Source organism: Microbacterium sp. p3-SID336, assembly GCF_025143365.1.
Classification (GTDB): domain Bacteria; phylum Actinomycetota; class Actinomycetes; order Actinomycetales; family Microbacteriaceae; genus Microbacterium.
This window is the reverse complement of sequence record NZ_JALXPE010000021.1, coordinates 1-26,053: the sequence shown is the minus strand read 5'-3', so window position 1 is coordinate 26,053 and position 26,053 is coordinate 1. Positions and strand designations below refer to the sequence as shown.

At 71.7% G+C, this 26,053-nt stretch carries 20 protein-coding genes and 1 riboswitch; of the genes, 12 read left to right on the top strand and 8 right to left on the bottom strand.

Translation table 11 applies throughout. The features are described from left to right. Window positions 1–12 precede the first annotated feature (12 nt). Both M3C17_RS08035 and M3C17_RS08030 read left to right on the top strand, forming a co-directional pair. On the top strand, window positions 13–1,260 hold the full coding sequence (locus M3C17_RS08035) for an MFS transporter (RefSeq protein ID WP_259977127.1): 1,248 nt from the start codon (window positions 13–15) through the stop codon (window positions 1,258–1,260). A 22-nt stretch (window positions 1,261–1,282) separates the two neighbouring features. Further along, entirely contained in the window at window positions 1,283–2,005 is a 723-nt protein-coding gene (locus tag M3C17_RS08030) for a DUF6882 domain-containing protein (protein ID WP_259977126.1), read from the top strand. 125 nt (window positions 2,006–2,130) lie between these two features. Here M3C17_RS08030 and M3C17_RS08025 read toward each other — a convergent pair whose 3' ends face one another. Continuing rightward, the gene (locus M3C17_RS08025) at window positions 2,131–3,009 is read right to left on the bottom strand and encodes a bifunctional methylenetetrahydrofolate dehydrogenase/methenyltetrahydrofolate cyclohydrolase (protein ID WP_259977125.1); all 879 of its coding nucleotides are present in this window, start codon (window positions 3,007–3,009) and stop codon (window positions 2,131–2,133) included. Further along, window positions 3,006–4,280 carry a serine hydroxymethyltransferase gene (gene glyA / locus M3C17_RS08020; RefSeq protein WP_259977123.1) on the bottom strand — a complete coding sequence of 425 codons (1,275 nt, stop codon included), beginning with the start codon at window positions 4,278–4,280 and terminating at the stop codon, window positions 3,006–3,008. Before glyA ends, M3C17_RS08025 begins: the two co-directional genes overlap by 4 nt. Before the next feature lie 35 nt (window positions 4,281–4,315). Further along, window positions 4,316–4,400, bottom strand: a riboswitch (ZMP/ZTP riboswitch). 117 nt (window positions 4,401–4,517) lie between these two features. Here glyA and M3C17_RS08015 point away from each other — a divergent pair. The 6 genes from M3C17_RS08015 (at window position 4,518) to M3C17_RS07990 (ending at window position 12,177) form a co-directional block, all read left to right on the top strand. Continuing rightward, window positions 4,518–6,029, top strand: coding sequence for a beta-N-acetylhexosaminidase (locus tag M3C17_RS08015; RefSeq protein ID WP_259977122.1), 1,512 nt, complete (start codon window positions 4,518–4,520; stop codon window positions 6,027–6,029). Continuing rightward, window positions 6,026–7,201 carry an N-acetylglucosamine-6-phosphate deacetylase gene (locus M3C17_RS08010; RefSeq protein ID WP_259977121.1) on the top strand — a complete coding sequence of 392 codons (1,176 nt, stop codon included), beginning with the start codon at window positions 6,026–6,028 and terminating at the stop codon, window positions 7,199–7,201. The genes M3C17_RS08015 and M3C17_RS08010 overlap by 4 nt, the downstream gene beginning before the upstream one ends. A 717-nt stretch (window positions 7,202–7,918) precedes the next feature. Next, a complete protein-coding gene (locus M3C17_RS08005; protein WP_259977120.1) occupies window positions 7,919–10,027 on the top strand; it encodes a sigma-70 family RNA polymerase sigma factor in 2,109 nt (702 codons plus the stop codon). A gap of 9 nt (window positions 10,028–10,036) precedes the next feature. Continuing rightward, window positions 10,037–10,408, top strand: coding sequence for a YrdB family protein (locus tag M3C17_RS08000; RefSeq protein WP_259977119.1), 372 nt, complete (start codon window positions 10,037–10,039; stop codon window positions 10,406–10,408). 10 nt (window positions 10,409–10,418) lie between these two features. Continuing rightward, a complete protein-coding gene (locus M3C17_RS07995; protein WP_259977118.1) occupies window positions 10,419–11,783 on the top strand; it encodes an FAD-binding oxidoreductase in 1,365 nt (454 codons plus the stop codon). Next, complete coding sequence (locus tag M3C17_RS07990; protein ID WP_259977117.1) at window positions 11,776–12,177, top strand: NUDIX domain-containing protein; 402 nt, start codon at window positions 11,776–11,778, stop codon at window positions 12,175–12,177. The genes M3C17_RS07995 and M3C17_RS07990 overlap by 8 nt, the downstream gene beginning before the upstream one ends. A gap of 36 nt (window positions 12,178–12,213) precedes the next feature. On the opposite strand, the gene nagB is transcribed toward M3C17_RS07990, so the two are convergent. The 5 genes from nagB to M3C17_RS07965 form a co-directional block, all read right to left on the bottom strand. Then, a complete protein-coding gene (gene nagB / locus M3C17_RS07985) occupies window positions 12,214–12,993 on the bottom strand; it encodes a glucosamine-6-phosphate deaminase (RefSeq protein WP_259977116.1) in 780 nt (259 codons plus the stop codon). Continuing rightward, the gene (locus M3C17_RS07980) at window positions 12,986–13,951 is read right to left on the bottom strand and encodes an ROK family protein (protein WP_259977115.1); all 966 of its coding nucleotides are present in this window, start codon (window positions 13,949–13,951) and stop codon (window positions 12,986–12,988) included. The genes nagB and M3C17_RS07980 overlap by 8 nt, the downstream gene beginning before the upstream one ends. A 31-nt stretch (window positions 13,952–13,982) precedes the next feature. Continuing rightward, window positions 13,983–15,170, bottom strand: coding sequence for an ROK family transcriptional regulator (locus tag M3C17_RS07975; protein WP_259977114.1), 1,188 nt, complete (start codon window positions 15,168–15,170; stop codon window positions 13,983–13,985). Between the two features lie 79 nt (window positions 15,171–15,249). Beyond that, on the bottom strand, window positions 15,250–18,615 hold the full coding sequence (locus M3C17_RS07970; protein WP_259977113.1) for a family 20 glycosylhydrolase: 3,366 nt from the start codon (window positions 18,613–18,615) through the stop codon (window positions 15,250–15,252). Next, entirely contained in the window at window positions 18,606–19,823 is a 1,218-nt protein-coding gene (locus M3C17_RS07965) for an alanine racemase (protein ID WP_259977112.1), read from the bottom strand. Before M3C17_RS07965 ends, M3C17_RS07970 begins: the two co-directional genes overlap by 10 nt. 25 nt (window positions 19,824–19,848) lie before the next feature. Here M3C17_RS07965 and M3C17_RS07960 point away from each other — a divergent pair, with 25 nt between their 5' ends. Both M3C17_RS07960 and M3C17_RS07955 read left to right on the top strand, forming a co-directional pair. Beyond that, window positions 19,849–20,253, top strand: coding sequence for a RidA family protein (locus M3C17_RS07960; RefSeq protein ID WP_259977111.1), 405 nt, complete (start codon window positions 19,849–19,851; stop codon window positions 20,251–20,253). Between the two features lie 120 nt (window positions 20,254–20,373). Continuing rightward, on the top strand, window positions 20,374–21,864 hold the full coding sequence (locus M3C17_RS07955; protein WP_259977110.1) for a L,D-transpeptidase family protein: 1,491 nt from the start codon (window positions 20,374–20,376) through the stop codon (window positions 21,862–21,864). Between the two features lie 108 nt (window positions 21,865–21,972). On the opposite strand, the gene M3C17_RS07950 is transcribed toward M3C17_RS07955, so the two are convergent. Beyond that, window positions 21,973–24,192 (bottom strand): NADP-dependent isocitrate dehydrogenase, encoded by a 2,220-nt coding sequence (locus M3C17_RS07950; RefSeq protein WP_259977109.1) that lies wholly within the window; start codon window positions 24,190–24,192, stop codon window positions 21,973–21,975. A gap of 165 nt (window positions 24,193–24,357) precedes the next feature. On the opposite strand from M3C17_RS07950, the gene M3C17_RS07945 reads away from it, so the two are divergent. Together M3C17_RS07945 and M3C17_RS07940 are read left to right on the top strand one after the other, a co-directional pair. After that, complete coding sequence (locus M3C17_RS07945) at window positions 24,358–24,816, top strand: GNAT family N-acetyltransferase (protein WP_259977108.1); 459 nt, start codon at window positions 24,358–24,360, stop codon at window positions 24,814–24,816. Between the two features lie 235 nt (window positions 24,817–25,051). Further along, window positions 25,052–26,038, top strand: a complete 987-nt coding sequence (locus M3C17_RS07940) for a TauD/TfdA family dioxygenase (protein ID WP_259977107.1) — start codon at window positions 25,052–25,054, stop codon at window positions 26,036–26,038. The last annotated feature ends 15 nt before the right edge of the window (window positions 26,039–26,053 follow it).

The window sequence follows — 26,053 nt, the reverse complement described above, 5'->3', positions numbered from 1 at the left end:
CGGGACCGGGTCGTGATCCGCGGTCTCGCCGCGCTCCAGGACCGCAACTTCCGCTGGTTCTTCGTCGCCAGGGCGATCACGCTCGTCACCGGATCGATGTCGTCGATCGCCCTCGCGTTCGCGGTGCTCGAGATCGACAACGACGCCCGGTCGCTCTCGCTCGTCCTCGCCGCCTTCACGGTCAGCAACATCGTCTTCGTGCTGTTCGGCGGTGTCGTCGCCGACCGGCTGCCGCGCGCGCTGATCATCCAGTCCTGCTACGTGATCGACATCCTGTCGGTCGGAGCGATGGCCGCGCTCCTGTTCACGGGCTCCGCCACGGTGCCGCTGCTGGCGGTCCTGTCGGCGGTCAACGGCGCCTCCTCCGCGTTCGTGCTCCCGGCGATGCAGGGCATCATCCCGCAGCTGACCACGGCGGCCCACCTGCAGCAGGCCAACGCGATGCTGTCGTTCGTGCGCTCGGCGGTCACCATCGGCGGACCCGTGATCGCGGGGGTCCTCGTGGCGACCGCGGGGCCGGCGTGGGCCATGGTCGTGCAGGCGGCGGGCTGGCTCCTCGCGATCCCGGTGCTCGCGCTCGTGAAGCTGCCGCCGCCCGCACACGGCGGGGGCGACTCCCTGTTCCGCGACCTGCGCGTGGGCTGGCAGGAGTTCTGGGGTCGATCGTGGCTGTGGACGATCGTGCTGGCCTTCATGATCATGAACGCGATCCACATCGGGGCGTGGGGTGTGGTGGGTCCGTACATCGCCAAGAACGACGACCGCCTCGGCATCGCCGGATGGGGGTGGGTCGTCAGCGCGGAGGGCGCGGGGGTCCTGGTGATGACCCTGCTGCTGATGTGGTTCCCGCTGCGGCGACCGCTCCGCTACGGGATGATCGGCATGGCCGTGTTCGCGGTGCCGCTGACCGTGCTCGGGGTGCATCCGGCCGTCGTGCTGCTGGCCATGGCGGCGTTCATCGCGGGCGCGGGCGCCGAGGTGTTCGCGACCGGATGGAACCTCGCGATGATGGAGAACGTGCCCGGCGAGAAGCTCTCCCGGGTGGCGAGCTACGACATGCTGGGCAGCTTCGTGGTGATGCCGATCGGCACGCTCGTGTACGGCTGGCTCATCACCCGGGCCGATGCCTCCACCGTGCTGGTCACGTCGGCGGCGGTGTACGCGACGGTCGCCCTGATCACGCTGCTCGTGCCGAGCGTGTGGCGGATGGGACGCCCGGCCGAGGCCTCGGCGGTGCGTGCGGAACTGGCGGATTCATAGGCGATCCCGCGAGACTGTCGTCATGACCTTCGCCGCGCTCCAGCCTCTCGCCGACCGTGCCGCCCTCTTCACCGCGCTCCGTCAGGATGCCCTCTCCGCGGCAGCAGACGCACTGGGCGCGCACCGCTGGGACGCCGACCTCACGGCAGGCACCCTCACGTTCACCGCGGAGGCCGATCCGACCAGGCAGCTCGTGACACGTGCGCACCTGATCGCGACGATCGCCCCCGGGCCCCGCTCGCTGCTGTGGGCCTGGGCGCACCCCCAGGGCGACGCGCAGGGGGTGGCCGCCCAGCTCCGGGCGTACGGCGCCGAGCACGGCATCACCGAGCTGTCGTCGGCCGAGGTCCCGTTCCCCGCCGACGCCTCCGTCGACGCGGACGCGATCGCCCAGGCCGCGCACACCGTCGGCGGCGTCGCGGTGGAGCTCACCGGCCGCTCGCCGTACTACTCCGCCCCGGTCGACGGCGGCACGCGCGCGGTGTTCCTGCTCGATGCACCGATCCCCGCGCTCACGGTGGCGGATGCTGTCGTCGCGCTCCCCCGCGTGCTGTCCGCCACGACGCTGCCCGATGCTCGCACGGCCGTATGGGACCTCGCCCGCCTGGCGGGGTGGACGCTCACCTGGGCCGACGAGGCGTTCAGCGGCGCCACGGTCACCGACACCACGGGGACAGCGAGCTTCCGCTTCGACGACCAGGCGCGCATCAGCGGCGTCGAGAGCTCCCTGCACGGCCAGGGCTGAACACGCCTGCACGCCCAGGGCTGAGATCGCGCCACGCCCAGGGCTGCGGTCGCAGAAACGCACGAACGCCGCAGGGATCGTGCGGATTCCTGCGGCGTTCGCGTGAGAGTGCGACGTGGCACCGGTCAGGCCACGCGCTCTGCGGCCTCCACGACGTTGGTCATGAGCAGGGCCACGGTCATCGGCCCCACGCCGCCGGGGTTCGGCGACAGGTACCCGGCGACCTCGGCGACCTCGGGCGCGACATCGCCGAACACGAGGCTCCTGCCCGTCTCCGGATCGGTCTCGCGCGTCACGCCGACGTCGAGCACCGCGGCGCCGGGCTTCACGTCCTCGGCGCGGATCAGGTGCTTGACCCCGGCCGCGGCGACGATGACGTCCGCTTCCCGCAGGTACCGCGGCATGTCGACCGTGCCGGTGTGCGTCAGGGTGACCGTGGCGTTGAGGTCGCGGCGCGTGAGCAGCAGCCCGATCGAGCGGCCGATCGTCACACCACGGCCGACGACGACCACGTGCTTGCCCTTCAGGTCGTAGTCATTGCGCAGCAGCAGCTCGATCACACCACGGGGCGTGCACGGCAGCGGCGTGTGGATCGGCGCGTTGACGTTGAGCACGAGCCGCCCGAGGTTGGTCGGGTGGAGGCCGTCCGCGTCCTTGGCGGGGTCGATCCGCTCCAGGATGGCGTCCGTGTCCAGGTGCTTCGGCAGCGGCAGCTGCACGATGTAACCATGGCACGCGGGGTCGGCGTTGAGCTCGTCGATCAGCGCCTCCACCTCGGCCTGCGTGGCGTCGGCGGGCAGTTCGCGCTGGATCGAGTTCATCCCGATGCCGGAGGACTGCCGGTGCTTCATGCCCACGTAGAGCTGCGAGGCGGGGTCGGCGCCGACGAGCACGGTCGCGATGCCGGGCGTGATGCCCTTCTGCTTCAGCGCCGCGACCCGCTCGGTGAGCTCGGCGCGGATCTCGGCCGCTGCCGCCTTGCCGTCGAGGACGACCGCGGTCACTGCTGCAGGTCCGGGTAGAGCGGGAAGGCGGCGGCGAGCGCGTCGACGCGCGCGCGCAGAGCCTCGACGTCGGCGCCGGGCAGCAGCGCGAGCGCGATGATGTCGGCCACCTCGGTGAACTCGGCGTCGCCGAAGCCGCGGGTCGCGAGCGCGGGGGTGCCGACGCGCAGACCCGAGGTCACCATCGGCGGACGCGGGTCGTTCGGCACCGCGTTGCGGTTGACGGTGATGTGGATGTCGTGCAGGAGGTCTTCGGCCTGCTTGCCGTCGATCTCCGCGTCGCGCAGGTCGACCAGCACCAGGTGCACGTCGGTGCCGCCGGAGCGCACGGCGATGCCTGCGTCCTTCACGTCCTGCTGCGACAGCCGCTCGGCGATCAGCGCGGCGCCGCGCAGCACGCGCTCCTGACGCTCCTTGAACTCGGGGGTGCCGGCGAGCTTGAACGCGGTGGCCTTGGCGGCGATCACGTGCATGAGGGGGCCGCCCTGCTGGCCGGGGAACACGGCGCTGTTGATCTTCTTGGCGATCTCGGCGTCGTTCGTGAGGATGAAGCCCGAGCGCGGACCGCCGATGGTCTTGTGCACGGTCGACGACACCACGTGCGCGTGCGGCACGGGGTTCGGGTGCAGCCCGGCCGCGACCAGTCCCGCGAAGTGCGCCATGTCGACCCAGAGGATCGCGCCGACCTCGTCGGCGATCGCCCGGAAGGCGGCGAAGTCCATCGTGCGCGGGTAGGCCGACCAGCCGGCGATGATGACCTTCGGCTTGTGCTCGAGGGCGAGGCGGCGCACCTCGTCCATGTCGATGGTCGAGGTCTCCGGGTTCACGCCGTAGGCGACGATGTCGTACAGGCGGCCCGAGAAGTTGATCTTCATGCCGTGCGTGAGGTGGCCGCCCTGGTCGAGGGACAGACCGAGGAGCGTGTCGCCGGGGCGGGCGATGGCGTGCAGCACGGCGGCGTTCGCTGAGGCGCCGGAGTGCGGCTGGACGTTGGCGAACTCGGCGCCGAAGAGGCTCTTCGCCCGCTCGATGGCCAGGGACTCGGCGACGTCGACCTCTTCGCAGCCGCCGTAGTAGCGGCGCCCGGGGTAGCCCTCGGCGTACTTGTTCGTGAGCACGGAGCCCTGCGACTGCAGCACCGAGACGGGGACGAAGTTCTCCGAGGCGATCATCTCGAGGAAGGTCTGCTGACGCTTCAGCTCGCGGTCGAGGACCTCGGCGATCTCCGGGTCGACCTCGGCGAGCGGGGCGTTGAAGTAACGGTCGGTCATGACGTGCTCCTTTGACGACGGATTCGAGGGGTGTTCGCATCGGCCCAGGCGCGCGGTCGAATTCCGTGGTCAGTCGCTCCCCGGTGGTAGTCCACCCAGACGCCAGTCGCGACGGTTATGAGCATAGCGGATGCGGAGAGCACCGCGCGGCGGCCACCGGGACCCGTTCCCACCCGCGTACAGAATCGTTTCGATTCCCCTGTTCCCCTGGGGCGCTGCGCCCGCTAGGTTTTGTTCATGGTCCTTCCTCATGCGCTTCCGCTCGTGCCGACGCCCGTCTCCGCGACCCCCGGGGAGGGACGGCTGCCGATCACCGCGACGACGCGCGTGCACGGCACTTCCCCCGCCGTCGCCCAGCTCCTCGACGCGGTCGAGCGCCGCACCGGCATCAGCCTCGCCACGACGCCCGAGCGCCCGGCCGAGATCGAGCTGCGCGTCGACCCCGACGCCGAGGACGCCGAGTCCTACACCCTCATGATCGGCGAGCGCGCGGTCGTCACCGGCGCCGACGAGGCGGGGCTGTTCTACGGCGTCCAGACGCTGCTGCAGCTGCTCCGCGAAGACGAGTCCGGCTGGGGCCTGCTGTGCGCGGACATCGCCGACGCCCCGCGGTTCGCCCGGCGCGGCGTGATGCTCGACGTCGCGCGCCACTTCTTCGGCGTGGACGACGTCAAGCGCTTCATCGACCGGACGAGTGCGTTGAAGTACAACCACCTGCACCTGCATCTGAGCGACGACCAGGGCTGGCGCGTGCATATCGACTCCTGGCCCCTGCTGACGGAGCGTGCGGCCACGACCTCGGCGAACGGCGACCCCGGCGGCTTCTACACCCAGGACGACTATCGCGAGATCGTCGCCCACGCGGCCTCGCGGCACATGATCGTCATCCCCGAGATCGACCTGCCCGGCCACACGCACGCGATCGGCGTCGCCTATCCGGAGCTCGTGGAGGCGCCGGTCATGAACGACACCCTGATCACGGAGTCCGAGCGCCTCGGGCAGCCGCTGCCGGTCGCGGGCGAGCCGTACCTGGGGTGGGGCGTCGGGCACTCGAGCGTCCGCATCCGCTCCGAGCGCACGTACGAGTTCGTGCGCGACGTCGTCCGCGAGCTCGCCGCGCTGACGCCGGGACCGTACATCCACGTCGGCGGCGACGAGTCCCTTGGCACGCCGCAGGCCGACTTCGACCACTTCGCCGAGCGCGTCACGGCGATCGTGGTCGAGGAGGGGAAGACTCCTGTCGCCTGGCACGAGATGGGCTCCGCGGCAGGGATCGCCGAGGGCACCGTCGGCCAGTACTGGGGCAAGACCACCCCGCAGGGATCGCACGCCGAGGAGGCCGCGCACTTCGCCGAGCGCGGCGGGGCGCTGATCATGTCGGCGGCCGATGTGACCTACCTCGACATGAAGTACACGGCCGACTTCCCGCTCGGTCTCACGTGGGCCGCGATCATCGACGTGCGCTCGGCCTACGAGTGGGAGCCGACGGCGGTGCTGGACGTGCCGGACGCCGCGATCCTCGGCGTCGAGGCGCCGATGTGGACCGAGACCACCCGCACGCTCGGCGAGGTCGAGCAGCTGGTGTTCCCGCGCGCCGCCGCGCAGGCCGAGATCGCCTGGTCCCCCCGCGAGGGCGCGGAGCGGTCGTGGGAGTCGTTCCGGGTGCGTGTCGGATCCCTCGCACCGCTGTGGAAAGCTGAGGGGGTCGAATTCCACCCCTCTGCCGAGATCCCCTGGAGCGCACGTTGACGACCCATTCCTCCGCGACCGGATCCCTGGTCGTCCACTCCGCCCGACTGGTCGACCGCGGAGAGATCGCGGAGGACGGCTGGGTCCGCATCGAGGACGGCGTCATCGCCGCGCGGGGCGCAGGCTCGGACTGGGCGCCGGCCGACGTCGTGATCGATGCCGCCCAGCTCGCGGGTGACGGGGCCCTCCTGACGCCGGGCTTCGTCGACATCCACGGGCATGGGGGCGCCGGTGCCGCTTACGACGACGGCGTCGATGCGATCCGCACCGGGCGCGCGCTGCATCGCGCGCACGGCACGACGCGCGCCGTGATCTCCCTCGTGACGGGCACCCTGGATGCGCTCGCGCAGAGCGTCGCGACGATCGCCGATCTGACCGAGACCGACGGCGACATCCTCGGCTCGCATCTGGAGGGTCCGTTCCTCGACCCCGGCCATCACGGTGCCCACGAGCCTTCGCTGCTGCGGCATCCCGTGGCAGACGACGTGGCCCGCCTGCTCGATGCCGGGCGCGGCACCGTCCGCCAGGTGACCATCGCCCCCGAGCTGCCCGGAGGGCTCGACGCCGTCCGTCAGATCGTGGACGCCGGCGCCGCCGCGGCGGTCGGCCACACCGACGCGGACGCCGCGATGGCGGTGGCCGCCTTCGAGGCGGGCGCCTCGATCCTGACGCACGCGTTCAACGCCATGCCCGGCATCCATCACCGCGCGCCCGGCCCCGTGCTGGCGGCGGCCGCTGATCACCGGGTGATCCTCGAGGTCATCGCCGACGACATCCATCTGGACCCGACCGTCGTGAAGCTCGTCTTCGACGCGGCTCCTGGACGCGTGGCACTCATCACCGATGCCATGGCCGCAGCAGGCAGCGCGGACGGCCACTACGATCTCGGCGCCGTGCGCGTGACCGTGCAGGACGGCATCGCCAGAGCCGACGACACCGGCTCGATCGCCGGGTCCACGCTCACGCAGGACGGGGCTCTGCTGCGTTCGGTGCGCGCCGGAGTCCCGCTGGCGGAGGCGGTGCGCGCCCTGACCGAGACGCCGGCGAAGGCCATCGGCCGTGACGCTCACCTCGGGGCGCTGCGTCCGGGCATGCTCGGCGATGCGGTGCTGCTGGACGCGGAGCTGCGCGTCGCGCGGGTCTGGACGGGCCCGGCGCTGCCCTCCGAGTAGGCAGCGCTCCGCGCGACGCGCAGCGCTGCGGCTTCTGATCGGACGAGTGGGGGAACGGCCGCCGTTCTCCCCCAGACCGGCGGCCCTTCTCTCCCGAAGAGCGAGAGCGACCAGCACCGTTCCCCAGATCGGCGTCGGACTCTCCCATAGAGCGGGTGGACCGGCACCGTTCTCCCCAGACCGGTGCCTGGCTCTCCCAAAGAGCGGAATCGACCAGCACCGTTCTCCCCAGATCGGTGCCTGGCTCTCCCATAGAGCGGAATCGACCGGCACCGTTCTCCCCAGATCGGTGCCTGGCTCTCCATAGAGCGGGGGTGGCGGGCCGCCGTTCTCCCCAGATCGGCGGCCCGTTCCCCCCGTATGAGCGGGCGGGGCCGGGAGCTCCTCCCCCGAGGATCCCGACCCGCCCCCTGGTGCAGACCCCCCGCACCAGCGCCAGAACTCCGCCCCCCGGAGGAGTTCGTGTGGCTGTCTCCACCGGATGAGACGAGGGACTCCACGGTTCATTACGCGACTTCGAAAAAAAGTTTCGGAAGCCGCTATCGCGCCGCCCATGGTTTCTGTCCGCCCGCTCGATGCCTGCCATGGATCTCCCTTAAATGGCCGGCTGGGGGTGGCCCCGCGCACGGATTCGGGAGAGAATCGTTGAACCGCGTAATGAGATGCGCTTCCCTGCGTCTCTTCTCCTGAGGGCGACTCGCGCCCCGGGACAGATGGATGATTGTGCACCGAGAGAACACCACACCTGACGAGCCCATCGGCGATGCCGACCTGATCCTTCGCGCCCGCTCGGGCGACACGGAGGCTTTCGGCGAACTCTGGAAGCGCCACTATCCGTCCGGCCTCGCGGTCGCACGGTCCGTGACGTCGTCCATCGACCCCGACGACCTGGTGCAGGAGGCGTACACGCGCATCTACCAGGCGATCATCAAGGGCGGCGGCCCCAACGGCTCGTTCCGCGCCTATCTGTTCACGAGCATCCGCAACACCGCGGCGGCCTGGGGCCGAGCTCGTCGCGAGACCGCGATCGACGAGCTCGACACCGTGGCCGATCCGGACAGCACCGAGCACGCCTCGAACGAGGCCCTCGACCGCAGCCTCACGGCGCAGGCGTTCCGCAGCCTGCCGTCCCGGTGGCAGGAGGTGCTCTGGTACACCGAGATCGAGCAGATGAAGCCTCAGGATGTGGGTCCGCTGCTCGGCATGAAGGCCGGCGCCGTCTCGCAGCTCGCGTTCCGCGCTCGCGAGGGCCTGCGCGAAGCATGGATCCAGGCGCACCTGCGCAGCGCGGCCCCTGGGTCGGACTGCCAGTGGACCATCGAGCACCTCGGCGCCTACTCGCGAGGGAACCTCGGCACGCGCGATCACAAGCGCCTGGAGCTGCACCTGGACGAGTGCGCCCGCTGCATGATCGTCGCGGCCGAAGCGAAGGACGTCTCCAAGCGCCTCGCCCTCGTGCTCCTGCCGCTCGTGCTCGGAGTCACCGGAGCGTCGGGCTACCTCGCCACCCTGCAGGGTGCGGGAACCCCGATCGTCGCACTGGCCGCGATGCCCTCGAGCATCCCCGGCGCGGTCTTCGCGGGCGACGGCGGTGCCGGTCACGCCGCGACCGGTCTCGCCGCATCCGGCTCCGGCGCCGGGGGGTCGGGTTCCGGCGGCGCCGGCGGCGGCACGAGCTCCGGGGGCGTGTTCACCGGGATGGGTGCACTCGTCGGTGCAGGTTCGGCCGCTCTGGTCGTGGCAGGCGTCGTCACCGCCGCGGCCATCGTGCCTGGGCTCGCCGGGGCGGACCCCGCCACCTCCCTGCCCAGCGCGGGGGACAGCGACCCGTCGTCCATCACGACGGACATCGCGCCGGACTCCTCGTTGGACCTGGAGGAGCCGGTGGTCATCGAGACCCCCGAGACGAAGGAGGAGGCGCCGGTTCCTCCGGCCGACCTCATGCCTTCCCCGCAACCCAGCGAGCAGACGGGTCCGGTCGCCGGGGAGCCCGCGCCGCCCGTCGTCCCTGCGGCGCCCGTCGCGCCGCCGGAGGAGGCAGGGCCCGTCGACCCCGAGACTCCCGTCGACCCGGAGACTCCCGTCGACCCCGAGACTCCCGTCGACCCCGAGACTCCCGTCGACCCCGAGACGCCCGTCGACCCCGAGACGCCCGTCGACCCGACCGAGCCGGCGGAGCCGACCGAGGCCCCGCAGTGGAGCACGGCCAGGCTGGACTTCACGGGCATCCAGCTGCACTACTACGTCCCCGTGTCCGGCGCCGCCGGCACGCAGGTCGAGGCGCTGATCGACGGCCGCACCGGCGGCGGAGACAGCATCGTTCTCGGCGCCGACGGGACCGGGACGATCGACCTGCGCCCCACGGCGAGTCAGCTGTGGGACGCGGCCGCGACGATCGTGACTTTCCGGTACGTTCTGGCCGCCGGTCCCGGACCGTCCACCGACACCACACTGTTGGCGCTCACGCTCGGCTCGCTCGCGGACGCCGATGAGGCTGCTCCGGCCGTCGCGGACGCCGATGCGGTCGCCGATGCCGATGCCGCGGTCGCCGATGCCGCCGTCACCGATGCCACTGTCGCCGCTGCCACTGTCGCCGCTGCTCCCGAGGCGGCGGCGCCGGTCGAGCCCGCCCCGGCACCGGTCGAAACCGCGCCTGCGCCTGTCGAGCCCGCTCCGGCATCGGTCGAGCCCGCGCCGGCGCCCGTGGAGCCCGCTCCGGCGCCCGTCGACGCCCCTGCCGTGGCGGAGCCCGCCCCCGCCGTGGTGGAGACCGCAGCGGCGGTCGCAGCGACCGTGCCGGCGGAGGACGCGCCGATCGCCGAATAGACTGGATCCATGACCCCGGATCCCGCACCCGTCCCCGGCGTCGAACGTCCGGCCCTCTCGGCCCTCGACATCGTGCGCGTCGTCGTCCTGCTCGTCGCGATCGCGTCTCTCGCCCTCTGGGGCTTCGCGAGCTGGGACCTGCCGTGGAACATCGTGTTCGGCGTCGGCGCCCCGCTCATCGCTCTCGTCCTGTGGGCCCTGTTCCTGTCGCCCCGCGCCGTGCTGCGCGTGCACCCCTTCCTCCGCGCGATCGTGGAGCTGCTCATCTACGTCGGCGTGACCATCGCCTGGTGGTCGATGGGTCAGGCCCTGATCGGCACCGCCTTCGCGCTGGTGGCCGTGGTTGCCGGAGTGCTCAGCGGCCGTCGCGCCCTGGCGTGAGCTCGCGGCCGTGAGCGTCGTCGCGCTGCTCCAGGAGGCACTAGGCGCCCTGGTCGACACCGACGAGGGCGCCAGGGAGCAGGCGCGCTCCGACCGCTCGGGTCATGCCGCGGTCGGTCGCCCCCTCGCGATCGTGCATGCGGAGCGCGTCGAGCATGTGCAGCAGACCCTGCGCATCGCCACCGCCACCCGCACGCCCGTCGTGGTCCGCGGCGCCGGCACGGGGCTGGCGGGAGCGGCGAACGCGGGCGACGGCGAGATCGTGCTGTCGCTGCGGCGCATGACCGCGATCCACGAGGTACGCCCCGACGATCTGCTCGCCGTGGTCGAACCGGGCATCCTGAACGCCGATCTCAATGCGCACCTCGCCGCGCACGGCCTGTGGTGGGCCCCCGATCCGGCCAGTCGCGACATCTCGACCGTCGGCGGCAACATCGCCACGGGCGCCGGCGGGCTACTGTGCGCCAAGTACGGGGTCGTGCGCGACGCGGTGCTCGGCGTCGACCTCGTGCTGGCCGACGGGCGGCTGCTGCGGCTCGGACATCGCAGCGTCAAGGGCGTCACCGGCCTCGACCTCACGGCGCTCGTGGTGGGTTCCGAGGGCATCCTCGGCGTCGTGGTGGGCGCGACGCTGAAACTGCGGCGCCTCGTGCCCGGCGAGACCTGCACCGTGACCGCGACCTTCCCCGGAGTGCGCGCCGCTGCGGCGGCCTCCGCCGCGGTCACCGCCGCGGGTGTGCAGCCCGCGATCATGGAGCTGATGGATGCGACGAGCCTCGCGGCCGTGCATGCCCTGCTCGGCCTGCCGGCGCCGACGCCGGGTGCCGCTCAGCTGACCATCCAGACCGACGGTCCCGCCGCGCGCGCGGAGGCCGACGCGATCGCAGCGGTGCTCGCCGCGCACCAGGGCGTCCCGGTGGTGTCACACGACCGCGAGGAGGGTGAGCGCCTGCTGGCGATCCGCCGGTCCATGCACGCGGCCATGGCGTCTCTCGGCACGACGCTAATCGAGGACGTCTCGGTGCCGCGCAGCGCGATGCCCGCGATGTTCGACGAGATCGCCCGCATCGAGCGCGAGTTCGGGCTCGTGATCCCGACCGTGGCGCACGCGGGAGACGGCAACCTGCATCCGAACTTCATCTTCGAAGGCCCCGAGACCCCGGCGCAGGTGTGGGCGGCGGCCGACGAGCTGTTCCGCGCCGCGATCCGGCTGGGTGGCACGCTCACCGGCGAGCACGGCATCGGTGTGCTGAAGCGACGGTGGCTCGCCGAAGAGCTCGGCGAGGATCAGTGGCAGCTGCAGCGCGACATCGCCGCGGTGTTCGATCCCCTCGGAATCCTCAACCCCGGAAAGGTGTTCGCCCCCGATGCCTGACATCCACGTGAGCGCAGCCGTGATCGTCGACGACGAGGGCCGGGTCCTGGTCGTGCGCAAACACGGGACGACCCGGTTCATGCAGCCGGGAGGCAAGCCGGAGGCGGGAGAGTCAGCGGCGCAGACCCTCATCCGCGAGCTGCACGAGGAGCTGGGTCTGCTGCTCGCCGAGGACGCGCTGCGGCCGCTGGGCACGTTCGTCTCCGCCGCCGCCAACGAGCCGGGTCACCGCGTGGTCGCCGAGGCCTTCGCCACGTCCGTCGATCCCGCGACGGTGCGTGTGCAGGCCGAGCTTGCCGAGCTGCGCTGGATCACGCCGGTCGACGCCGAGACGCTGCCGCTCGCGCCGCTGAGCGTCGAGCATCTGCTGCCGCTCGCCTGGCCCTCGCACTGAGGGGCTCCCCGCCGCACGCGGGGTGCTGCGCGTCTCTCAGATGCCCTGCCAGGCCGGCTTGTTGGCGAACGTGTACCGGTAGTAGTCGGCAAGCTGCAGGCGCGACGCCGCAGCCTCGTCGACGACGATGGTGGCGTGCGGGTGCAGCTGGATGGCGGAGCCGGGCAGCAGCGCGGTGAGCGGACCCTCCACGGCCGCCGCGACCGCATCGGCCTTGCCCTCGCCGAACGCGAGGAGCACGAGGTGGCGGGCGCGGAGGATGGTACCGAGGCCCTGCGTGATGCAGTGCATGGGCACATCGTCGATCGAGTCGAAGAAGCGCGCGTTGTCCTCGCGGGTCTGCTCCGTGAGGGTCTTCACCCGGGTGCGGGACGCGAACGAGGAGCCCGGCTCGTTGAAGCCGATGTGGCCGTCCGTGCCGATGCCGAGGATCTGCAGGTCGACGCCGCCGGCGGCCTCGATGGCGGCCTCGTAGTCCTCCCCCGCGTGCTGGATCGTCGCCTCCGCGCCGTTCGGCACGTGGATGCGCTCGGGGTCGAGCCCCAGCGGCTCCACGACCTCGCGGGTGATGACCGAGCGGTAGCTCTCGGGGTGGCTCGGGTCGATGCCGACGTACTCGTCGAGCGCGAAGCCGCGGACCTGAGAGACGTCGCGGCCGGCGAGCTTCGCGCGCAGCGCCTGGTAGACCGGAAGCGGCGTGGAGCCGGTGGCCAGGCCCAGCACGGCGTCGGAACGGCTGTCGATGAGCTCCACGATCTCGGTGGCGACCAGCGCACCGGCGGCCTCGGGACTCTCGACGATGACGACCTCAGCCATGCGGAACGATCTCCTTCTCAGAAACGGATGCGCCCACCAGAGCGGCGCCGAGAGCGGCGGCGGGGGAACCCGCGGGGAGCAGTTCGATTCTCTCATCAAGGCGCAGCGACCGCATGAACGGTGACGCCTCCGCTCCGGCGTGCAGCGCGCCCCTGATCCCCTCCTCGAGCCGCGCGCCCAGCGCGGTGAGGCCACCCCCGATGACGACGGTCTCGACGTCGGCGGACAGCACCAGCACCCGCACGGCTGCGGCGGCGCCGAAGTACAGATCGTCGCGCAGTGCCAGCGCCTGCCGGTCCCCTGCGTCCGCCGCGTCGAAGATGTCCCTGATGGGCAGCGCGCCGGGGCGACCCCACGCCTTCGAGAGCGCCCCACCGCCGCAGAACGTCTCCACGCAGCCGCGCTGACCGCAGCCGCAGAGGCGTCCGCGCGGGTCGACCGAGATGTGACCGACCTCGCCCGCGGTGCCCCGCGCTCCGCGCCAGATGCGCCCGTCCACCACGATGCCCGCGGCCACCCCGGTCCCCAGGTTGAGGTAGGCCATCGATCCGGTCACGCCGCTCAGGACGGCTGCGCCCAGAGCAGCGGCCTTCACGTCGTTCTCCACGCGGAACGGCACGCCGAGGGACCGCTCGGCACGATCCGCGAGGTCGAGCGCCTCCACCCCCAGATTCACGGCGTGGACGACGCGCCCCGCCTCGGCGTCGACGAGCCCGGGGATGCCGACGCCCGCGGAGCCGACGTCGGACAGCGGGATGCCCGTCTCCTCGGCGAGCGCGACCACCGTCGTGACGACGCTCTCGACCACCGCGTCCTCGCCCCAGCCGGTGGGGCGGCGCAGGCGTCCGAGGATCTCTCCTGCGGGGTTCACGGCGACGGCGTCGATCTTGGTCCCGCCGACGTCCAGGCCAACGCGAATCGGCCGACCCGAGAGGTCGGCGGCAGCAGCGAGGGTCATCGGATGCCGGTCTCTGTCGTGGTCGCGGACGTCACGACACTCCCAGCTGCCCGGACAGCACCATCACCGCGGCTCCGCGCAGCACGATGTCGTCCTGGTGGGTGAGCCGCACCATGACATCCTCGAACACGCCCTCGAGGGTGCGGGCGTGCAGTGTCTCGATCGCGGCGTCGATCAGCGTGCCGTCGAGCAGCTCTGCCGGGCCGGAGAGCACGACTTCGGAGAGGTCGAGCGCAGCCACGATCGGCGCGATCGCGATGGCCATGCGGGTGCCGGAGTCGCGCAGGATCTCCTCGCGCGCCGGCGGATCCGCCTCCAGCGCCTCGCGCATGCGACTCACGCTGAGCCAGGCCTCCAGACAGCCGATCTTGCCGCAGGCGCAGCGCGGACCGCCGTCCGTGCCGACCACGACGTGGCCGATCTCCCCGGCCGCGAAGCGGCTTCCCAGCAGCGGCTGGCTGCCGGTGATGAGACCGGCGCCGACACCGCGGCCGATCTTGATGAGCATGAAGTCGGCCTTGGCGTCGCCGAACGTGTACTCGGCGAGCACCGCCGCGTTCGCGTCGTTGCGGGCGAGCACCGGCAGGTCGAGTTCGGCGCCGAGCTTCGCCTCCAGCGGGAAGTCCGTCCATCCGAGGTTCGGAGAGCTCAGCACGAGCCCGTCGGGGCGCACCACGCCGGGGGTGCCGATGCCGACCCCGAGGACGGGTCGGGTGGCGGCGTCCACGAGCGTCTGCGCGAGCTCGCGCAGTGCGGCGTAGGCCGCGTCGCCGTCCGGCGTCTCGGGCCGCGGGACCTGGCGTCGTTCGAGCACGTCGCCGTCGAGGCTGAGCACGGCCCCTTCGAAGGCGTTGGGCCCTGACAGGTCGAGGCCGACGATCTGGTGTCCGCCGCGGTCGATGTCGATCAGGATCGGGGGCTTCCCCGGTCCCACCGCCTCGCGCACGCCCATCTCGATCACGATGCCGTCGGCGATGAACTCGGCGACGAGGTCGGAGATGGTGACGCGCGTCAGCCCGGTCTCCCGGGAGAGATCCGCTCTGCTCATCGCACCCGCGTGGTACAGGGTCTGCAGCACGAGCGCGCGGTTGTGCCCGCGGGCGTGCTCAGGCAGCACCTTGGTGCGCGAGCGCAGGTGACGCGCCGGACCGAAGGCATGCGCATTCGCGGCGGCGAAGTCTGTCGTCGCCGCGGGGCGCTGATCATCCGAAACGGACATGTTTGTTAGTAGACCTTACGAACAAAAATTGCGCAACCTCTCCCCGCGGGGGCGCGGGCAGGGTTACCGAAACGTTACATTACTTTCGAGCGTCCAGGGCCCGCGCGGCCGACCGCTCCACGAGCCGCTCCACCAGCCCCGCCACGATGGCCTCTCGTGCCGCCACCGTCATCGGCTTGCCCGGCACTCCGGGGCGCCGCTGCTCCGGCGTCGGACCGTCCAGCGGACGATACCGTACACCCACCGCGGCCAGCCGGCGCAGATGCGGGGGCAGTCGCCGCGCGAAGTCGGCGAACGCGCGCGGCTCCCCTCCCTCCCAGAGTCGCTCGGCGACGGCGGCCAGGCGCGGGAACACCGCGAAGTCCACCCTGTCCCTGGTCGGCAGATGCTCGCTCCACACGTTCGCCTGACCGCCGACCGCACCGTCCGGGACGCGCAGCGTGTACGCGCGTTCGATCGACAGCGGCGGGCCCACGCGGATCGGCTCCTCGGTCGACTCCGACTGCGGGTAGTCCAGATACGCCTCCAGGTCGGGACAGGCCACCACCGGGATGCCGCGCTCCAGCGCCTCCTGCATCGCGACCGGCCCGCGCCAGGCGAGGATGCGGACGCCGTCCGGCACCTCCCCCTCGAGCACTTCGTCCCAGGCGAGCGCGGTGCGACCACGAGCGCGCACGTGCGCCACGAAGTGCGCCGTGAACCACGGCTGCACGTCGTGCGCGGTCGCCAGGCCCAGCTCCGCCATGCGCGACGCGGCGGCCTGACTCTGCGCCCACTCCGTCACGGGCACCTCGTCGCCGCCGATCCCGATCCACTCCGAGGTGAAGACGTCGCACAGCGCGTCGATGGCCGCCCGGCCGAAGGCCAGCGAGGCCTCGGTCGGCGCGAGCGTGCGCGGGTTCACGCCGAACCGCTCCCACGGCCCTGCGGCCGGCTCGCCCACATCGAGGTTGCCGAGCTCCGGGTAGGCCGCGAGCGCCGCCTGGACGTGGCCGGGCAGCTCCACCTCCGGAACCAGGGTCACCGCGCGATCGTCGGCGTAGCGCACCAGCTCGCGCAGTTCCGCGGTCGAGTAGAACCCCTCGTGCACGCCGGGCTCCACCGTCGCCTGCGGGCCGTGTCCGCGCTGCGTGGCCTCGCGCCGAGCGCCCACCGCGGTGAGCCGCGGGTAGCCGGGCACCTCGAAGCGCCACCCCTGGTCGTCCGAGAGGTGCAGGTGCAGCACGTTCAGGTGGTGGTCCGCCAGCAGGTCGATCAGGCGCTTCACGTCCTCGACGGGACGGAAGTGCCGCGCGACGTCGAGCATCATCCCACGCCAGGCGTGAGCGGGCGCGCCCTCCCAGACCCCGGCCGGCAGCAGTGCGGATGCGGTGGCCGCCGCGTCGGGGTCGCGCAGCTGACGCAGCACGGTCGCTCCGCGGAACACGCCGGCGGGGCCACCACCGCGGATCTCCACTCCCTCCGCCGCCACGGTCACGCGGAACGCCTCCTCGCCGATGCGACCGGCCGCCGTGGCCGCGGCGCCGAGAGCCTCATCCACCAGGAGCCGGATCGGTGCGCCGCCTCCGTCGGAGGTGATGCCTGCCGCGGAGGAGTCCACGGCGGCGTGGGGGCCAGAGCCGGCGCTCGTGTCGGTGTGCCGAGGGCCCGCGGCGGAATCGTCCCGCACTGCTCCGGCGAGCCGCGCGGCGGCGGCGGCGAGCTCGGGGGACGCGTCGACCGGGGTCTCCGGCGACCACAGGAACCCGGGCGCGCCAGGGTCGATGTGCGCCGCGATCCGCGGCACCGTCGCCCGGTGCGGGGGCGGCGGCATCCGCAGCGCCCGTCCCGCGACGGCTCCGGTCAGCTCGCCGTCGCGCAGCACCGGGACCCCGGCGACCAGGACCTCGCGGATCCCCTCCGGCGCGCGGTGCGGATCCTCGAACGTGGCACCGGCGGCGACCGTCTGCGGATCGAACAGCACGAGGTCCGCGGTCGCGCCCTCGCGGATCACGCCGCGCGGCGCATCGCCCCGGTCGAGGCCGAGGCGCGCAGCCGGGTTCCCCGCGAGATGCTGCACGGCCTCCTCCAGCGTGAGCACCCCGAGCTCGCGCACGTAGTGGCCGAGGTAGCGCGGGAACGTGCCGCGACCGCGCGGGTGGGGGCGGGCCCCGATGAGGATGCCGTCGCTGCCGCCGCCGTGTCGCGGGTGCCGCATGATGGCCTGCACGTTGTCCTCGTCGCCGATGTGCATGAGAACCCCGGTGGCGCCCGCATCGGCCAGGATCGTGTCCAGGACGACATCGACGGCACGCCGTCCGCTCGCGGCCGCGATCTCCGCGACCGTCCGGCCGATGAGACCGGACAGGGCGGGGTTCGCCGTGCCGGAGATCTGGATGACCGACCAGTCGGCGCGCTCCCCGTGGAAGCCGTCGCAGCCGATCTCCTCCAGCTCGACCCGCACGGCCTCCCGCCCCTCGGCGTCGAGCGCGGCGATGGCGCTCAGCAGATCGCCCGAGGCCGCGAGGCGGCTGGGCAGCAGGGCGGACAGCGTGGTGGCGCCCGGCAGGTAGGGGTACGTGTCGAGCGTCACATCGACGCCGTCGGCGAGCGCCGCGTCGACGAGTGCCAGCAGCTCGCCGGCCCGACCACGGTTGGGGGCGAAGTTCATGGTGGCGTGGGTGAGGTGCACCGGACACCCGGTGCGTCGCCCGATCTCGATCGCCTCCGCATACGCCTCCAGGGCGGCGCCGCCATAGCTGCGGGTGTGCGGAGCCCAGTACCCGCCGCGCTCGGCGACCACGCGGCACAGCGCCTCCAGCTCCGCGGTGTCGGCGTACATCCCCGGCGTGTAGGTGAGGCCGCTCGACATGCCGAACGCACCGGCGTCCAGGGCCTCTCCCAGCAGCGCGGCCATGGCGTCGATCTCGGCCGCGGTGGCCGCCCTGTTCTCGTGTCCGACGACCATCATCCGCAGATTGCCCTGGGGCACGAGCACCGCGGCGTTGGCGACGGCCGCCGCATCGATCTCGGCCAGCAGGTCGCCCATCGAGCGCCACGGCACGGTGGCCGGGAGACCGTTCCACCCGGCGATCTGCAGCGGGATGACCGCGGCCGTCGCGTCGTCGAGCGGTGCGTAGCCCAGGCCGTCCTGACCGAGCACCTCGGTCGTGACGCCCTGGCGGATCTTCGCGTCGTGCTGCGCACCCTGCAGCACGGCGAGGTCGCTGTGCGCGTGCAGGTCGATGAAGCCGGGCGCCAGCACGAGGCCGGCCGCGTCCACCTCGACCGCGCCCTCCGGCAGCTCGAGTCCGCGCTCGTCGACCTGCGGCACGACCGCCGCGATGCGGGCGCCCTCGACGGCGACGTCCGCGAGGTAGCGCGGGGCGCCGGTGCCGTCGACCACCGTGGCGTCGCGGTACACGCGCACCAGACCGGCCGCGGCCTTCTCCGCACTCAGAAGCACGTCGCCACCGCCCCGATCACGCGCGGGTCGGCCGCGTCCGGGTCGTCGATCACCGCGACCACGCGCCACTTGTCGAACGCGGTGCACGGGTGCGAGAGACCGAGCCGCACGACGTCGCCGATCCCGACCGAGGCCTCCGGCGCGAGCCGCAGGAACGCGTGCTGGTCGTTCAGCGCGGTGATCTCCCCGGCGACGGACTGCGGCACGGGCAGGTCGAGGTCGAAGGGCACGTCGCGGCGCCCGGCATCGAGCAGGGCGAGCCCTCCCTCGGGCTGCGACACCACGCGGCTCCAGGCGTGCATCGCCGAGCGCAGTGGCGCCGTTCCGGTGAGAGGACCGAACGGCGACATCCGCGCGTAGAACCCGTCGTCGTGGATCTGGAACGCCCCCGAGCGCAGCACCACGTCCGCCTCCGCGGCCAGCGGCGCGAGCACCGCGGCGGCGCGATCGGGGAAGGAGCTGCCGCCCGCGCTGACCACGGGGCGCACATCCGCGGGGTAGTCGAGCCGGCGATGCAGTTCGACGAGCGTGGCGAGGTAGGCGTCGACCGCGGCGACCGAGGTGTCGGAGCGGTCAGGCCCGAACGGCCCCTCGTACCCGGTGACTCCGGCGAGTCGCAGCCCTGGCGCTGCCGTGACGGCCGCGGCGATGCGCTCGCCCTCGGCGACGGTCCGCGCACCGGTGCGACCCCCCGCGCCGCCGAGCTCGACCAGCACATCCAGGGGCCGGGGCGCCGCGGCGAGCGCGGCGGCCAGCAGGTCGACGCCGGCGACCGAGTCGGCCCAGCACAGGATGCGCAGCCCCTCGTCCGCGGCAAGCAGCTCGCCGAGCCGACGGGCGGCGGCGGCGTCGGTGACCGCGTTGGCGATCAGCACCGTCGGCACGCCCGCATCGACGGCGACCTCGGCCTGCCAGGGCGTCGCGACCGAGATGCCCCAGGCGCCGGCGTCGAGCAGTCGCTGCCACAGCGCCGGGGCCATCGTGGTCTTGCCGTGGGGCGCCAGGTGCACTCCCTGCCGCGCGGCCCAGTCGAACACCGTCTTCTCGTTGTGCGCGAGGGCGTCGGCGTGCACGGTCAGCACCGGGGTGACGAGGTCGGACAGGTGCAGGTCCGCGCCGGCCACATCGGACAGCCGAAGCCCGGCGGCACGCGCCGGAAACCCCTTCGTCCAGGCGCCGAGAACGGGATCCGGGATTTGTAGAGGCATCTAACAAGGCTACTAGGCTGGCGGCATGACCGAGAAGACACGAGTTTCGACCGACGCCGCCCCCGCTCCCGCCCACACCTTCTCGCAGGGTGTCCGCAAGGGACCGATCGTCCAGATCTCGGGTCAGGGCCCCGTGCACCCCGAGACGAACGAGTACCTCCACCCCGGAGACGTCGCGGCGCAGACCACTCGCACGCTCGAGAACGTCAAGGCCATCGTGGAGGCCTCCGGCGCCACCTTCGACGACGTCGTCATGCTGCGCGTGTACCTCACCAAGCGCGAGGACTTCCCCATCATGAACGAGGCCTACGGCGCGTTCGTCACCGCCAACACCCCGAGCGGCATCCTGCCTTCGCGCACCACGGTCTTCACCGGCCTGCCGCGCGAGGAGATGCTGGTCGAGATCGACGGCCTCGCGGTCGTCTCCTGACAGCCGGGCAGCACGAGCGGTCGGACGGGGAGGCAGGGTAGCAGGACCGTTGCCTCCCCGTTACCTGCCATCCCGTACCATAGGAAGACAGGACACGTCGAACCGCGGGGGGTGTAGTTCGTGACCGATCTGATCTCAGCGCCGGGCGCTGCAACGGGGGTACAGGCCGATGATGCGGTTGAGACGACCGTGCTGACGCCGTCGGAGGCACCGACGGAGACGGTTCCGCCGCAGACCGGCGAGCAGCCGCTCGCCTGGGCGCCGATCGAGCCGTCCCCGAAGAAGCGTCGCCTCGGCCTGTGGATCGGTCTCGGTGTCGGCGCCGTCGTGCTCGGCGCGGGCGCCGCCTCCATGATCCTGATCGCTCCCGGCACCACCGTCGCCGGCATTCCCGTGGGCTGGATGACCCCCGGCGCCGCCGCCGAGGCCATCAGCAGCCACCTGGCGCAGACCGAGGTCACGCTGACGGGCGAGGGGGACGGAGCAGTGCTGACGGGTGCCGACCTCGGCGCGACGGCGGATGCCGCCGCACTCGCCGATGCCGCGTTCGCCGCCCACCCGATGTGGAACCTCGGCGCCTGGATGGGAGACCCCGTCCCCGCCGACATCGTCCTCGACGACGCGAAGGCGTCCGCCGCGCTCCGCGACGCGGTTCCCTCCAGCTTCGTCGACCCCGTCGACGCGGGTGTCGTGTTCGACGCGACGACCGGTGTCTACGGCATCACCCCGGCCGAGAGCGGCACCGGGATCGATGTCGGGGATCTCAACGCCGCCTTCGTCGAGGCCGTCGGCGCGGGAAGCACCTCGTTCGAGTACCCGGGCGGCCCCGCCGAGGCCCTCCCGGCGGTGTCCGACGACGACGCCACCGCGACCGCCACGAGCCTCAACACCATGCTGACGACCGTCGGCTTCTACGTCGGCGACGAGCGCACCGTCCCGATCGACCCTGCGGTCGCCGCCTCGTGGCTGACCGTCGTGGACGACGAGGGTCAGCTGCGCATCGAAGCCGACCCGCAGGCCATCCAGGCCACGGTCGACGCCCTGCCCGCGGTCGTCGACCGCGCCCCGGTCAACGCGACCAACATCGTCGACTCCGCCGGCAACGTCCTGCGGGCAGAGCAGGAGGGCATGACCGGCCGCGCGCTGGGCGACACCTCCGGCATTGCGGATCAGTTCGCCGCGCAGCTCGCCGCCGGCGACGGTGTCTTCGCACTGTCGGTGACCGAGACGCCGTTCGAGACGGTCAGCCTGTTCCGCCGCATCGAGATCGACCTGGGCTCGCAGCGCGCCATCCTCTTCGAGAACAACGAGGTCGTGAAGTCCTGGGCCGTGTCGACGGGCCTGCCGGGCACGCTGACGCCGACCGGCAACTTCAAGGTCTTCGCCCACACGCGCATGCAGGACATGGGCTGCTACGAGGGTGCGCCGTACTGCACCGAGGACGTGCCGTGGATCACGTGGTTCACGACCAACATCGGCTTCCACGGGACGTACTGGCACAACAACTTCGGCCAGCGCATGAGCCACGGCTGCGTCAACCTGCCGATCGACCTCGCGAAGTACGTCTACGACTGGTCGCCTGTCGGCCTCGAGGTCTCCGTCCACAACTGACGCCGACCGGCACCTCGGCCGAACCGTGCCAGGTTCGTCGAGCCGAGCACCGGTGCCGGACATGCCGAAGGGGGCGGATGCCATCGCATCCGCCCCCTTCGTCGTCTGTCAGCGCAGCGCGTCGACGATCTCGTTCAGCGTCGCCGAGGGCCGCATGACGGCTGCGACGAGTTTCTCGTCCGGACGGTAGTAACCGCCGATGTCCACCGGCGAGCCCTGGACCGCGTTCAGCTCGGAGACGATGGTCTCCTCGTTCGCCGCGAGCTTCTCGGCGACCGGCGCGAAGGCTGCGGCGAGTTCTGCATCCTTCGTCTGCTTCGCCAGCTCCTGCGCCCAGTAGAGGCCGAGGTAGAAGTGGCTGCCGCGGTTGTCGATCGTGCCGAGCGCACGGCCGGGCGAGCGATCCTCCTCGAGGAAGGTACCCGTGGCCGCGTCGAGCGTCTCGGCGAGCACGCGGGCCTTCTCGTTGCCCGTGCGGTCGGCGAAGTGCTCGAGAGACGCTGCCAGCGCGAAGAACTCGCCGAGCGAGTCCCAGCGCAGGTAGTTCTCTTCGACCAGCTGCTGGACGTGCTTCGGTGCGGAGCCGCCCGCACCGGTCTCGAACAGCCCGCCGCCCGCGAGCAGCGGCACGATCGACAGCATCTTGGCGCTCGTGCCGACCTCGAGGATCGGGAACAGGTCGGTGAGGTAGTCACGCAGCACGTTGCCGGTCACCGAGATCGTGTCCAGACCGTGGCGCATGCGGGCGAGCGTGTAGCGCGTGGCCTCCTCCGGCGCGAGGATCGTGATCGTCAGACCCTTCGTGTCGAGCGTGGCGAGACCCTGGTGCACCTTCGCGATGATCTGGGCGTCGTGCGAGCGGTTCGCGTCGAGCCAGAAGACCGCGGGAGCGCCGGTCGCGCGCGCACGGCCGACCGCCAGCTTGACCCAGTCCATGACGGGGATGTGCTTGGTCTGCGTCGCGCGCCAGATGTCGCCCTTGCCGACCTCGTGCTCGATGAGCACGGTGCCCTCGCTGTCGAGCACCTGGACGATGCCGTCCGCGGCGATCTCGAACGTCTTGTCGTGGCTGCCGTACTCCTCCGCGGCCTGCGCCATGAGACCCACGTTCGGCACCGTGCCGATGGTCGCCGGGTCGAGCGGTCCGTTCGCGATCACGTCGTCGATCACGGCCTGGTAGACGCTGGCGTAGGAGGAGTCGGGGATGACCGCGATGGTGTCCGCCTCCTCGCCGTCCTTACCCCACAGCTTCCCCCCGTTGCGGACGAGTGCGGGCATCGAGGCGTCGACGATCACGTCGCTGGGGACATGCAGGTTGGTGATGCCCTTGTCGGAGTTCACGTACGACAGACGCGGGCCCTCTGCGATGGCCTTGTCGAACGCCGCCGCGATCTCATCGCCGCCGGCCACATCGGCCAGCCCGGCGAGGATCGAGCCGAGACCGTCGTTCGCGCTCAGGCCCGCCTCGGCGAGCTGCGCGCCGTACTGGTCGAAGACGTCAGCGAAGAACGCCTTCACCACGTGACCGAAGATGATCGGGTCGCTGACCTTCATCATGGTGGCCTTGAGGTGCACCGAGTAGAGCACGTCGTCGGCCTTGGCCTGCGCGAGCGTCTCCGCGAGGAAGGCGTCGAGCTCCTTCGCCGACAGGAACGTCGCGTCGATGATCTCGCGCGGCAGGATCTTGAGCCCCTCCTTCAGCACCGTGACCGTGCCGTCCTTCGCGGTGTGGCGGAAGGAGAGCACGTCGTCGTGCGCGGCGACCCACGAACGCTCGTTGTGCTTGAAGTCGTCGTGCCCCAGGGTCGCGACGCGGGTCTTCGAGCCCTCCGCGAACGGCTTGTTGCGGTGCGGGTGCTTCTTGGCGTAGTTCTTCACGGCCAGCGGGGCACGGCGGTCGCTGTTGCCCTCGCGGAGCACCGGGTTCACGGCGGAGCCCTTGATGCGGTCGTAGCGGGCGCGCACGTCCTTCTCCTCGAGGGAGGACGGCTCGTCCGGGAAGTCGGGGACGTCGTAGCCCTGCTGCTGCAGCTCGGCGATGGCCGCCTTGAGCTGCGGGATCGAGGCGGAGATGTTCGGCAGCTTGATGATGTTCGCCTCGGGCAGAGTGGCCAGGCCGCCGAGCTCGGCGAGCGCATCGCCCACCTGCTGCTCCGGCGACAGCTTCTGCGGGAACGCGGCGAGGATGCGTCCGGCCAGAGAGATGTCCCGCGTCTCGAACTCGATGCCCGCCTGGCCGGTGTAGGCCTGGATGATCGGCAGGAACGAGGCGGTGGCCAGTGCCGGTGCCTCGTCGGTGTAGGTGTAGATGATGGCGTCGTCGGTCACCGGGAGGTTCTCCGTTCACGAGGTCTATTTGTCTCGATACCAAGATACCTGAGCCGCTCATGGCCGCGACGCGGGGCGGCCGACGGGCGGCTCCGGCGAGGCGGGCGCCGAGGAAAAGTGGGCGGGAACGGTGTACCGCCGCGTGGGAGGGGCTAGCCTGGGTTCATGTCCGAACTGCGCATGGTCGAACTCTCCGCTGCGACGATCGTCGCCGTGAACAACCTGTCGCTCAAGCCCGGACAGGAGCAGTTCCTCGCCCCGGTCTCGTACGGCATCGCGGCCACCGTCATCAACCCGCAGACCTCGTGGCAGCGGGTGATCCTCGACCGCAACGAGGTCGTGGGCTTCGTCAGCGCGAACTTCGACGACGAGGCGCCGGAGGAGCACTTCCGCTCCGTGCTGTGGCGCATCAACGTCGACGCCGACGACCAGGGGCGCGGAGTCGGCCGCTTCGCCGTCGAGAGCCTCGTGGAGGAGGCCCGCCGTCGCGGTGTCGACCACGTCAACGTGATCTACGAGGCGGGCGAGGGCGGGCCGGAGAACTTCTTCCACCGCGTCGGCTTCACGCCGGTCGGAGAGACCGCGTACGGCGAGGTCATCGCCGAGATCCGCGTCGCACCCTGAGACCGGCGGCGGGGTCTCGAATCCCCTCCCCCATCGAGACTCCGTCGCCCTCGGCGCGGCTGCGCGACAGCAAGAGAACATCGGCATGTCACTAACGTGTTACACGTAACAGGCTACGGTGGGGACATCCGCATCACGAGCCCGTGGTGCGGGCGCCCTCCAGAAAGAAGAGTCCGATGTCGCACCTCCTCCCCTCGTCCGGCAGTTCGAAATCGATCAGGCGGGAGGTGACACGATGATCACGCACGCGCTCGCTCCCGAGGCTCTCGCCGCGCTGGCGCAGGTCTCCGCGGGACGCCGCGGCATCTACCGCGACGACCGCGCTTTCGAGGACCTGCTGGCGGCGGCCACCGCCGCACTCGCTGCACACGACTCCGAGACGGTCGAGGTGGTCCGCCGCTTCGCCGCCGCCGAGGTGCCGGACGGCGCAGTGCTGTTCACGGGCTTCCAGGTCGACCAGGAGCAGATGGGGGCGACCCCGGAGGGCTGGCAGCTCGAGCATCAGAACGAGGACAGGGATCCGCGCACCGAAGCCGCTCTGCTCGCCGTCGCCGGCACGGCGGGCTCGATCTTCTCGTTCGCGCGTCAGCACGACGGCGCGCAGATCCAGAACGTGGCACCGGTGAAGGGCCACGAGTACGACGCCGTTGGCACCGGCAGCAGAGGACTGCTCGACTGGCACACGGAAGACGCGTTCGACGACGCCCACCCGCACTACGTCGGCCTCCTGTGCGTCCGCGGCGACGTCCACGCCGACACCGCCCTCGCCCCGATCGACCGGATCAGCATCTCGGACGAGGACGACGCAATCCTGCGGCAGCCGCGGTTCCGGCACGGCATCGACAAGGCGTCAGGCGGCACGGGGCGCCCCGAGGACGGCGTGGTCGGCCCTGTTCTCTCCGGCGAGCAGGGCGAGCGCTTCGTGCGTGTCGACATGGACTGCGCCGCCGCGATCGAGGGCGACGCGGAGGCCGCCGCCGCGCTGCAGCGGTTCCACGATGCCGCCGACGCCGCGCGCCTTGCGGTCAACCTCCGCGCCGGCGACATCCTGCTGTTCGACAACCGGCGCGTGCTGCACGCGCGGACCAGCTTCGAACCCCGCTACGACGGCACGGACCGGTGGCTTCAGCGCGTGATCATCACCGCCGACCCTGAGCGCTCGGCGGCGCGCCGCACGCGCCGACCGCGCGTGGTCGAGAACGACGTGTGGGAGCAGCGCTGAGCGGGGCACCGCGTG

What these genes read in the sequence shown, in the direction of transcription:
- M3C17_RS08030 (WP_259977126.1), top strand. Translation starts at nt 1,283, where the DNA reads ATGACCTTCGCCGCGCTCCAGCCTCTCGCCGACCGTGCCGCCCTCTTC.
- glyA (WP_259977123.1), bottom strand. Translation starts at nt 4,280, where the DNA reads ATGACCGACCGTTACTTCAACGCCCCGCTCGCCGAGGTCGACCCGGAG.
- M3C17_RS08015 (WP_259977122.1), top strand. Translation starts at nt 4,518, where the DNA reads ATGGTCCTTCCTCATGCGCTTCCGCTCGTGCCGACGCCCGTCTCCGCG.
- M3C17_RS08005 (WP_259977120.1), top strand. Translation starts at nt 7,919, where the DNA reads ATGATTGTGCACCGAGAGAACACCACACCTGACGAGCCCATCGGCGAT.
- M3C17_RS08000 (WP_259977119.1), top strand. Translation starts at nt 10,037, where the DNA reads ATGACCCCGGATCCCGCACCCGTCCCCGGCGTCGAACGTCCGGCCCTC.
- M3C17_RS07990 (WP_259977117.1), top strand. Translation starts at nt 11,776, where the DNA reads ATGCCTGACATCCACGTGAGCGCAGCCGTGATCGTCGACGACGAGGGC.
- nagB (WP_259977116.1), bottom strand. Translation starts at nt 12,993, where the DNA reads ATGGCTGAGGTCGTCATCGTCGAGAGTCCCGAGGCCGCCGGTGCGCTG.
- M3C17_RS07980 (WP_259977115.1), bottom strand. Translation starts at nt 13,951, where the DNA reads ATGACCCTCGCTGCTGCCGCCGACCTCTCGGGTCGGCCGATTCGCGTT.
- M3C17_RS07975 (WP_259977114.1), bottom strand. Translation starts at nt 15,170, where the DNA reads ATGTCCGTTTCGGATGATCAGCGCCCCGCGGCGACGACAGACTTCGCC.
- M3C17_RS07965 (WP_259977112.1), bottom strand. Translation starts at nt 19,823, where the DNA reads ATGCCTCTACAAATCCCGGATCCCGTTCTCGGCGCCTGGACGAAGGGG.
- M3C17_RS07960 (WP_259977111.1), top strand. Translation starts at nt 19,849, where the DNA reads ATGACCGAGAAGACACGAGTTTCGACCGACGCCGCCCCCGCTCCCGCC.
- M3C17_RS07945 (WP_259977108.1), top strand. Translation starts at nt 24,358, where the DNA reads ATGTCCGAACTGCGCATGGTCGAACTCTCCGCTGCGACGATCGTCGCC.
- M3C17_RS07940 (WP_259977107.1), top strand. Translation starts at nt 25,052, where the DNA reads ATGATCACGCACGCGCTCGCTCCCGAGGCTCTCGCCGCGCTGGCGCAG.